The organism is Arsukibacterium sp. (assembly GCF_033721375.1).
Classification (GTDB): Bacteria; Pseudomonadota; Gammaproteobacteria; order Enterobacterales; family Alteromonadaceae; genus Alishewanella.
This window is the reverse complement of sequence record NZ_JAWWAP010000018.1, coordinates 1-6,904: the sequence shown is the minus strand read 5'-3', so window position 1 is coordinate 6,904 and position 6,904 is coordinate 1. Positions and strand designations below refer to the sequence as shown.

The window sequence follows — 6,904 nt, the reverse complement described above, 5'->3', positions numbered from 1 at the left end:
GGCGCTGTTTGCCTTTTCTGCGGGTGTAGGTGGTATATTCGGTTTCACCTTCGGGTTGGGCCAGTGCTGGCACCATATCGCCCAGTAAGCTTAACTGCATACCCAATTCCAAGGCGCGCTTTTCTGACTTCTGACCAAACAGCTGCTTCTCAAACCAGGCTAAGCGTTGCTGAATGCCTGCGAAGGTTTCGCGCAATGACGCATGCTCAGTTTCCAGCTTGCCGTACTTTTCTGACCAGGCCTGATTCTCTGCAGAAGCCTGTTGCAACAAACTCTGCAGACGCGCGATTTCACTGGTCAAATTAACCCGTGTCTCGGCGTCCGTTGCCACGTTGGATGAGGATGAAGGCTTGATTTTCATAGCGTCAATTATACAGACTTATCAAGCGATTGACTGCCCATAGCGCTTCGCTTGTTTCTGGCGAAGTACGGTAATTCCGTCAACGATCATTTGCAGGGTGCAACCGGTGAGTGATTGGATCCCACTCGGATGCGGTTTCACCGGAAACTGGCCTTGCTCGAGGCGCTTAGCCCAGACACAATAGCCTGAGCTTTCGAAGTACAACACCTTCATCTGGGTTTTGCGGGCATTGATAAACACAAAGTACTGGCCGCTTTGTGGATTATGGCAAAGTTTATTGCGCACCAGGGCACTTAAACCGTTAAAGGATTTACGCATATCCACGGGTGTGGTGCACAGCCAGATTTTTTGGTTGGCAGCAGGGATAAACATTATTGCTGGTTAAGCGTGAGTTCAACGCCATTACCCAGTGACAAGACGATATGCCAGCGAGCGTTACCGTGATGTGCAAGCGCGGATAAATCGATAAACTGTGTATCCTGGCGAACAGGCGCTTGTTCAGTTTGCTCAGCCAAGCGTTGCCGCCATTTATAAAATGACATGGTGCTCAGTTGATGGGTTTGGCAAAACTCAGTGATGCTCAGCTCTGATGTGTGCCATAAGTCGATTAATTGCTGCCATTGTGCCGCGTTGCGGTAAGCTCGCTTTGCCATATCACTCTCCTGTTATGATGAGTGCACAGCTTATCGCGCGATCTTAAGTGGGAATAGGACGTCCTAAAATGGACGCTTACGGGTGTTAGTCAAGTTCACCATAATATAGTCATTTTTTAATGCTTCAGTTGCGGTTTACCTGGATTCGCCTATAATAATTTACTGCACCAACCGGTCGGTATTTTTGTGGCTACGGCGGCTTCGATCCGGCCTCGGCACGGGAACTTATCCTTGAATAAAAAATCTCAACTGACTAACAGTCAAATCATTCAGGCCGCACTCAGTGTTGCCGCTGAAAAAGGCGCCGGTAAAGTGACGCTGGATGCGGTTGCCAAAGCCGCTGGTGTCAGTAAAGGTGGTTTGATTTATCACTTCCCCAGTAAAGAAGCGTTAATCAGCGCCATGGTGCAGCATTTGTTAGATGAGGCAGAGTGCCAGCGGACGCAACAAGAGCGCACGGAAAGTTCGACCTTGGCAGCGGTATTGCAAACCCGCGCCCACTTTACCCGGCAGATTGCCGGTAATACCGCGATGGCGATTCTGGCCGCGGCCGCAGAGCAGCCAGCTTTGTTACAGCCGGTGCAGCAACACAATAAGTATGTGCTGCAGCAAATTCAGGCTGAACATGGCAATGCATTGCAGGCAACCTTGCTGTTACTGGCCAGTGAAGCCCTGATTTATCACGATTTATTGAATTTATCCCCTTTTACCGCAGCAGAGCGCAGCGCGCTGGAACAACAATTAGTGCAACAGGCACGGGAGCTACAAGCATGAAGATGGCAATTAAATCGCCCTGGTGGGTTGTGAGTATCGTTATTGGTTTAACTGCCTGCTCAGAAGCACCGCCACCGGCCGCAGTGGCGGTACCGACAGTGAAGCTCTATACCGTGAATGGCGAAGAGCAGGCCAATAGCCGGCATTTTGTCGGCCGTATAGATGCGGTCAGTACAGTGGATCTGGCGTTTCAGGTCGGTGGCCGGGTAACCGAATTATCGGTGCAGCAAGGACAAGTCGTACCTGCCGGAGAACTGCTGGCCGCCTTGGACCCGGCAGACTACCAATTAGCCGTGGACCAGGCGGAAGTGCAGCTGGCGCAGGCCAGTCGAGATCTGGAACGTGGCAAGCCGTTGCGTGAACAGGGAATTTTAACCCCGTCTGCCTTTGATCAGCTGCAAACCAATTTTGAAATTGCCCGGGTTGCGTTGGAAAATGCCCGCCTTAATCTGGACTACACCCAACTTAAAGCGCCCTTTGATGCGCTGGTTACCCGCCGGCTGGTCGAGCGTTTTGCCACTGTTGCTGCCGGTACGCCATTGTTACGGGTGCAAAATATTTCCGAATTGCGTGTACATATTAACGTGCCGGAACAGATTATGCGCCAGGTCAGGGATACCAGTGACTATCTGGTTTCAGTGCGGTTATCAGAAGCTGCCAGCGAACGCTATCCTCTGGCTTACCGTGAACATGCCACTGAAGTTGATCCCTTAACTCAGACTTATCAGGTCTCGTTTGCGATGCCACGTTTGCCGGATGTCAATTTATTGCCCGGTATGACGGTTAATGTGGTGACCGAAAAGGTCGCGACTGACAGTACTGTTCTTATTCCCGTCTCGGCACTGGATACCGCGACACCGGAACAATTTTATGTCTGGCGCTATCTGCCTGATAGCCAAACCGTGCAGCGCATTGCCGTACAGGTTGGCACGGTGCGTGAGCAACAGATTGAAGTGCTCAGTGGCTTGAATCGTGGCGAGCAGGTGGTTTCGGCCGGGATTTATCAGTTACAGCCCGGGCAGCAGGTGCAGCCCTTTGTGGCCTACTAAGGAGCCTTCTGATGCGGATTGCCAGTTATGCAATTGAAAAGCAGGTTAATACCTGGCTGTTTATTATGCTGTGCTTTTTGGGCGGACTTTGGGCATTGGTCAGTATTGGCCGCTTAGAAGATCCGGCCTTTACGCTGAAAGAGGCGATTATTGTCACCTATTATCCGGGCGCAACGGCATTGGAAGTGGAAGAGGAAGTGACGGAATTGCTGGAATCCGCTATTCAGCAATTATCACAATTAAAGCGTATTACCTCCAAGTCGATGCCGGGTAAATCGGAAATCCGGGTGCAAATTCAGGATAAGTATGACGGCAGTCAGATGCCACAGATTTGGGATGAGCTCAGGCGTAAGGTTAATGATGCCAGTATTCGCCTGCCCACCGGCGTAATGAAGCCGATCGTCAATGATGATTTCGGTGATGTATTTGGTATTTTTTATGCCGTGACAACTGACGGTTTTTCCGATCGCGAAGTACGCGAGCTGGCTACTTTTTTACGCCGTGAGATGCTGACGGTGCCTGGGGTGGCAAAAGTCCAGACCGCCGGCGAACCGGAAGAGCAAATCAGCGTAGAAATTTCGCATGAGCGTTTGCTCGGGATTGGCCTGCCATTGCAATTGGTGGTCAACACCCTGCAAACCGAAAATGCAGTAGCACAAGCCGGCTCGGTGCAGGTGGGTGACAAAAGGATTCGCCTGAACAGCAAACCCGGCCTGGATTCAATTGAGGCAATTGAAAATTTACGGATTGGGAAACCGGGCTCAACCGAGCAACTAAGCATTTTTGATGTTGCAACAGTGCGCCGGGATGAAGTTGAAGTGCCATCGCAAATCATTCGCTTTAATGGCAAACCGGCCTTTACGCTGGCGATTTCCGGTCTGACCGATGCCAATATTGTCGATGTAGGTAAAGCGGTTGATCAGCATCTGGCGAAACTGGCAGAGCGTATCCCGCTTGGCGTAACCCTGCATCCGATCTATCAGCAACATGTGGTGGTGGATAACGCCATTAACGACTTTATTGTTAACCTGATCTTGTCCGTGGTCATTGTTATTGCGGTGCTGTGTCTGACCATGGGGTGGCGGGTTGGTTTAGTCGTTGGCGGTACTTTGTTACTTACCGTCTTGGGTACCGTATTCTTTATGAAACTGGCCAATATCGAGATGGAGCGGATTTCGCTTGGCGCGCTGATTATTGCCATGGGCATGTTGGTTGATAACGCCATCGTGGTCGCAGAAACCATGCTGATTAATATGCAGCGTGGCCAGAGTTCACGGCAGGCGGCGGATGAAGCGGCCAGTCGTACCCAGATCCCGCTGTTAGGCGCGACCGTGATTGGCATTATGGCCTTTGCTGGTATTGGCCTGTCGCCGAATAGTACCGGTGAGTTCTTGTTTTCGCTGTTTGCCGTCATCGCGATTTCATTGCTGTTAAGTTGGGTGCTGGCGATTAGTGTCACCCCTTTGCTGGCGCATTATTTGTTTAAAGTCGATGCCAATAGTGCCGCTGCCGATCCCTATGCTGCCGGTTTTTATCAGCGTTATGTCAGGGTATTGCGCTTTGCCTTGCGCCAACGTGCGCTAACTCTGGGCGGTTTGGCGCTGCTAACGCTAATTAGTGTTATCGGTTTCGGGCAAGTAAAGCAGGCATTTTTCCCGGCGTCGAACACGCCAATTTTCTACTTGAATTACTTCTTGCCCCAGGGCTCAGATATTCGCGCTACCTCGCGTGATCTGGCAGAAATTGAAGCCTTTGTAATGGCGCAACCCGAAGTCGAATCAGTCAGTAGTTTCGTTGGCTCGGGTGCCAGTCGCTTTATGTTGACTTACGCACCGGAGCAGCCGAATGCCGCCTATGGCCAATTGATTATCCGTACCGCACACCGAGACCAGATCCCTCCGCTGATGCAGCGGCTGCGCACTGAACTGCCGCCGCGCTTACCGCAGGCTGAGATCTACACCCAGCAACTGATGTTTGGGCCGGGCAGTGGCGCTAAGCTGCAAGCCAGGGTATCTGGCCCGGATGAGCGCATCTTACGGCAGCTCGGCCAGCAAATTACTGAATTAATGCGTCAAGAGCCGGCTATCACCGATTTACGGCATAACTGGCGGCAACGCGAACTGGTGATCGTACCGGACTTTAACGAAAAGCGGGCGCGGATTGCCGGTATTAATCGCACTGATCTGGCGCAAACACTGGAGTTTGCCAGCACCGGTGTACGCAGTGGTGTCTACCGCGAACATGATAAGCAAATTCCCATCGTGGTGCGGCCGCCAGCATCCGAGCGCTTTGATATTGACCGGCTGCAGGATCGGATGATTTGGAGTGCTAACGATAATACCTATATTCCGATTACGCAGGTGATTAATGGGCTGCAAACCCAAACTGAAGAAACGATAATTCAGCGCCGCGACCGGTTAAGAACCCTTACCGTTGAAGCTGAACCGGCCTGGGGTTACACGGCCGATCAGGCCCTAAAATTGGTTCGCCCGAAAATTGAGGCGCTGCCATTACCCGCTGGTTATCAACTGAGTTGGGGCGGTGAATATGAAAGCTCCGCAGAAGCCCAGCAATCGCTGGCCGCGCAATTACCCTTAAGTTTTATCGTGATGCTGGTGATCAGTATTCTGTTGTTCGGTGCGCTGAAGCAACCGCTGGTGATTTGGTTAATAGTGCCGATGTCTATCTGTGGCGTGACCGCCGGTTTATTGGCAACGGGTCTACCCCTTGGTTTCACCGCATTGCTCGGTTTTCTCAGTTTATCAGGCATGCTGATGAAGAACGCCATCGTACTGGTAGACGAAATTGACCTGCAAATTCAGCAAAACAGCGATAAGGTTCAGGCGATAGTGCAGGCCAGTGTCAGCCGGATCCGGCCAGTGCTGTTGGCGGCGCTAACGACTATTCTGGGGATGCTCCCGCTGATTTGGGATGCGTTTTTCAATAGTATGGCAGTAACGATAATGGCCGGCTTAGCCTTTGCTACGGTATTAACCCTGGTCGCGGTGCCGGTACTGTATGCCATGCTGTTTCGGATAAAACCGGCCTGAGCTGGTTAAAACAGGGCCGGTTTTGCCGGCCCTGTAGTTACTTGGCGCAGCGAATACAAAGCTCAGTAAAGGGGATAGTGGTAAGACGTGCCAATTTAATGGCCTCGTCACACTGGGCACATTTATCGTAAGTGCCGTGTTCCATTCGGCCAAGCGCTCTGTTGATTTGTGCCAGTTCTTGCCGATCTTTTTGTTCTATGGCGCTTAATACTTCATCATTCTCACGTTCGGTTGCCTGTTCGGCAAAGTCAGCACTGCGACCTTGCGCAAAGTCGCGCTCAATGGCAGCGACCTGGCGCTCCAATTCTAATTTTCGGGCTAGCAGGCGACTTTTAAATTCCTGAAATGGCATTTGCGGCGTAAGCGTCCATTTTAGGACGTATTGACGCCTTATAGATTTCGGCCAAGCATCCTGGCTAGATGTCTTTCATGATCTGCACCAGACCTGGTGGGATTTTCCACTGGCGGTTATCATCGCTGACCACCATCACTGATTTCTTGTTGATTTTGATAACCACGCCGAACACTTGGCCTTCTTTGGCCTTGAAGTGGACTTTTTGGCCTAAACGTAGCTGGCTTAGAACATTGATGTCGTTTTGCAAACGTAAGTAGTCTATCCGCTTGCAGATGAGCTCGTTCAGGTCATGTAATTCGTCTAAGGTTAGGTCTTCTATGCGCATATCGCCTCCGTCTGGAGGCTATTCTACCGAAGTGGCGGGTAAAGCAAAGAGGTCTGAACGCAGTGGATTATCGGCGAACTGGGTTTTCCAATACCGTGGCGTCAGTTCATGTACCAGGCTGGCAGGGTGTTGGCTGATACGTAGCAGTACATCGGTCAGATAATCGTTTACATTGATATCATGCAATCGACAAGTGACTATCAGGCTTTGGATAACGCCAACATGCTCTGCACCGATTTCTGTCCAACAGAACAACCAATTTTTTCTCCCCATGGGTATGGGCCGAAGCGCCCGCTCCAGATGGTTTGTATCCAGCGGCACATCGGGGTCTTCTAAG

At 51.3% G+C, this 6,904-nt stretch carries 9 protein-coding genes; 3 read left to right on the top strand and 6 right to left on the bottom strand.

Going from position 1 to position 6,904, the window contains the following annotated elements; all coding sequences use genetic code 11:
- From R3187_RS18680 to tnpA, 3 genes are all read right to left on the bottom strand, one after another.
- Window positions 1-361: transposase (locus tag R3187_RS18680; RefSeq protein WP_318968551.1), on the bottom strand; the 361-nt coding region annotated here is incomplete at its 3' end.
- A gap of 21 nt (window positions 362-382) precedes the next feature.
- Window positions 383-733: an IS66 family insertion sequence element accessory protein TnpB gene (gene tnpB, locus R3187_RS18675; RefSeq protein ID WP_014610304.1), complete on the bottom strand. Its 351-nt coding sequence runs from the start codon at window positions 731-733 to the stop codon at window positions 383-385.
- On the bottom strand, window positions 733-1,014 hold the full coding sequence (gene tnpA, locus R3187_RS18670; RefSeq protein WP_086904956.1) for an IS66 family insertion sequence element accessory protein TnpA: 282 nt from the start codon (window positions 1,012-1,014) through the stop codon (window positions 733-735). The genes tnpB and tnpA overlap by 1 nt, the downstream gene beginning before the upstream one ends.
- 231 nt (window positions 1,015-1,245) lie before the next feature.
- On the opposite strand from tnpA, the gene R3187_RS18665 reads away from it, so the two are divergent.
- From R3187_RS18665 to R3187_RS18655, 3 genes are read left to right on the top strand one after another with little or no spacing between them, the layout of a single operon-like run.
- Complete coding sequence (locus R3187_RS18665; RefSeq protein ID WP_318968550.1) at window positions 1,246-1,788, top strand: TetR/AcrR family transcriptional regulator; 543 nt, start codon at window positions 1,246-1,248, stop codon at window positions 1,786-1,788.
- On the top strand, window positions 1,785-2,837 hold the full coding sequence (locus R3187_RS18660) for an efflux RND transporter periplasmic adaptor subunit (protein WP_318968549.1): 1,053 nt from the start codon (window positions 1,785-1,787) through the stop codon (window positions 2,835-2,837). The genes R3187_RS18665 and R3187_RS18660 overlap by 4 nt, the downstream gene beginning before the upstream one ends.
- Window positions 2,838-2,848: 11 nt before the next feature.
- Window positions 2,849-5,887 carry an efflux RND transporter permease subunit gene (locus R3187_RS18655; RefSeq protein WP_318968548.1) on the top strand — a complete coding sequence of 1,013 codons (3,039 nt, stop codon included), beginning with the start codon at window positions 2,849-2,851 and terminating at the stop codon, window positions 5,885-5,887.
- A gap of 37 nt (window positions 5,888-5,924) precedes the next feature.
- Here the strand turns inward: R3187_RS18655 and R3187_RS18650 are convergent, their stop codons facing one another.
- From R3187_RS18650 to R3187_RS18640, 3 genes are all read right to left on the bottom strand, one after another.
- Window positions 5,925-6,239: a TraR/DksA family transcriptional regulator gene (locus tag R3187_RS18650; protein WP_215399502.1), complete on the bottom strand. Its 315-nt coding sequence runs from the start codon at window positions 6,237-6,239 to the stop codon at window positions 5,925-5,927.
- A gap of 64 nt (window positions 6,240-6,303) precedes the next feature.
- Window positions 6,304-6,567, bottom strand: a complete 264-nt coding sequence (locus R3187_RS18645; RefSeq protein WP_014610306.1) for a transposase — start codon at window positions 6,565-6,567, stop codon at window positions 6,304-6,306.
- Between the two features lie 18 nt (window positions 6,568-6,585).
- Window positions 6,586-6,904: IS66 family transposase (locus tag R3187_RS18640; RefSeq protein ID WP_318968547.1), on the bottom strand; the 319-nt coding region annotated here is incomplete at its 5' end.

Excerpts from the sequence above, each read along its gene's own strand:
- R3187_RS18650 (WP_215399502.1), bottom strand. The coding sequence starts at position 6,239 with ATGCCATTTCAGGAATTTAAAAGTCGCCTGCTAGCCCGAAAATTAGAA.
- R3187_RS18645 (WP_014610306.1), bottom strand. The coding sequence starts at position 6,567 with ATGCGCATAGAAGACCTAACCTTAGACGAATTACATGACCTGAACGAG.
- tnpA (WP_086904956.1), bottom strand. The coding sequence starts at position 1,014 with ATGGCAAAGCGAGCTTACCGCAACGCGGCACAATGGCAGCAATTAATC.
- R3187_RS18655 (WP_318968548.1), top strand. The coding sequence starts at position 2,849 with ATGCGGATTGCCAGTTATGCAATTGAAAAGCAGGTTAATACCTGGCTG.
- R3187_RS18660 (WP_318968549.1), top strand. The coding sequence starts at position 1,785 with ATGAAGATGGCAATTAAATCGCCCTGGTGGGTTGTGAGTATCGTTATT.
- tnpB (WP_014610304.1), bottom strand. The coding sequence starts at position 733 with ATGTTTATCCCTGCTGCCAACCAAAAAATCTGGCTGTGCACCACACCC.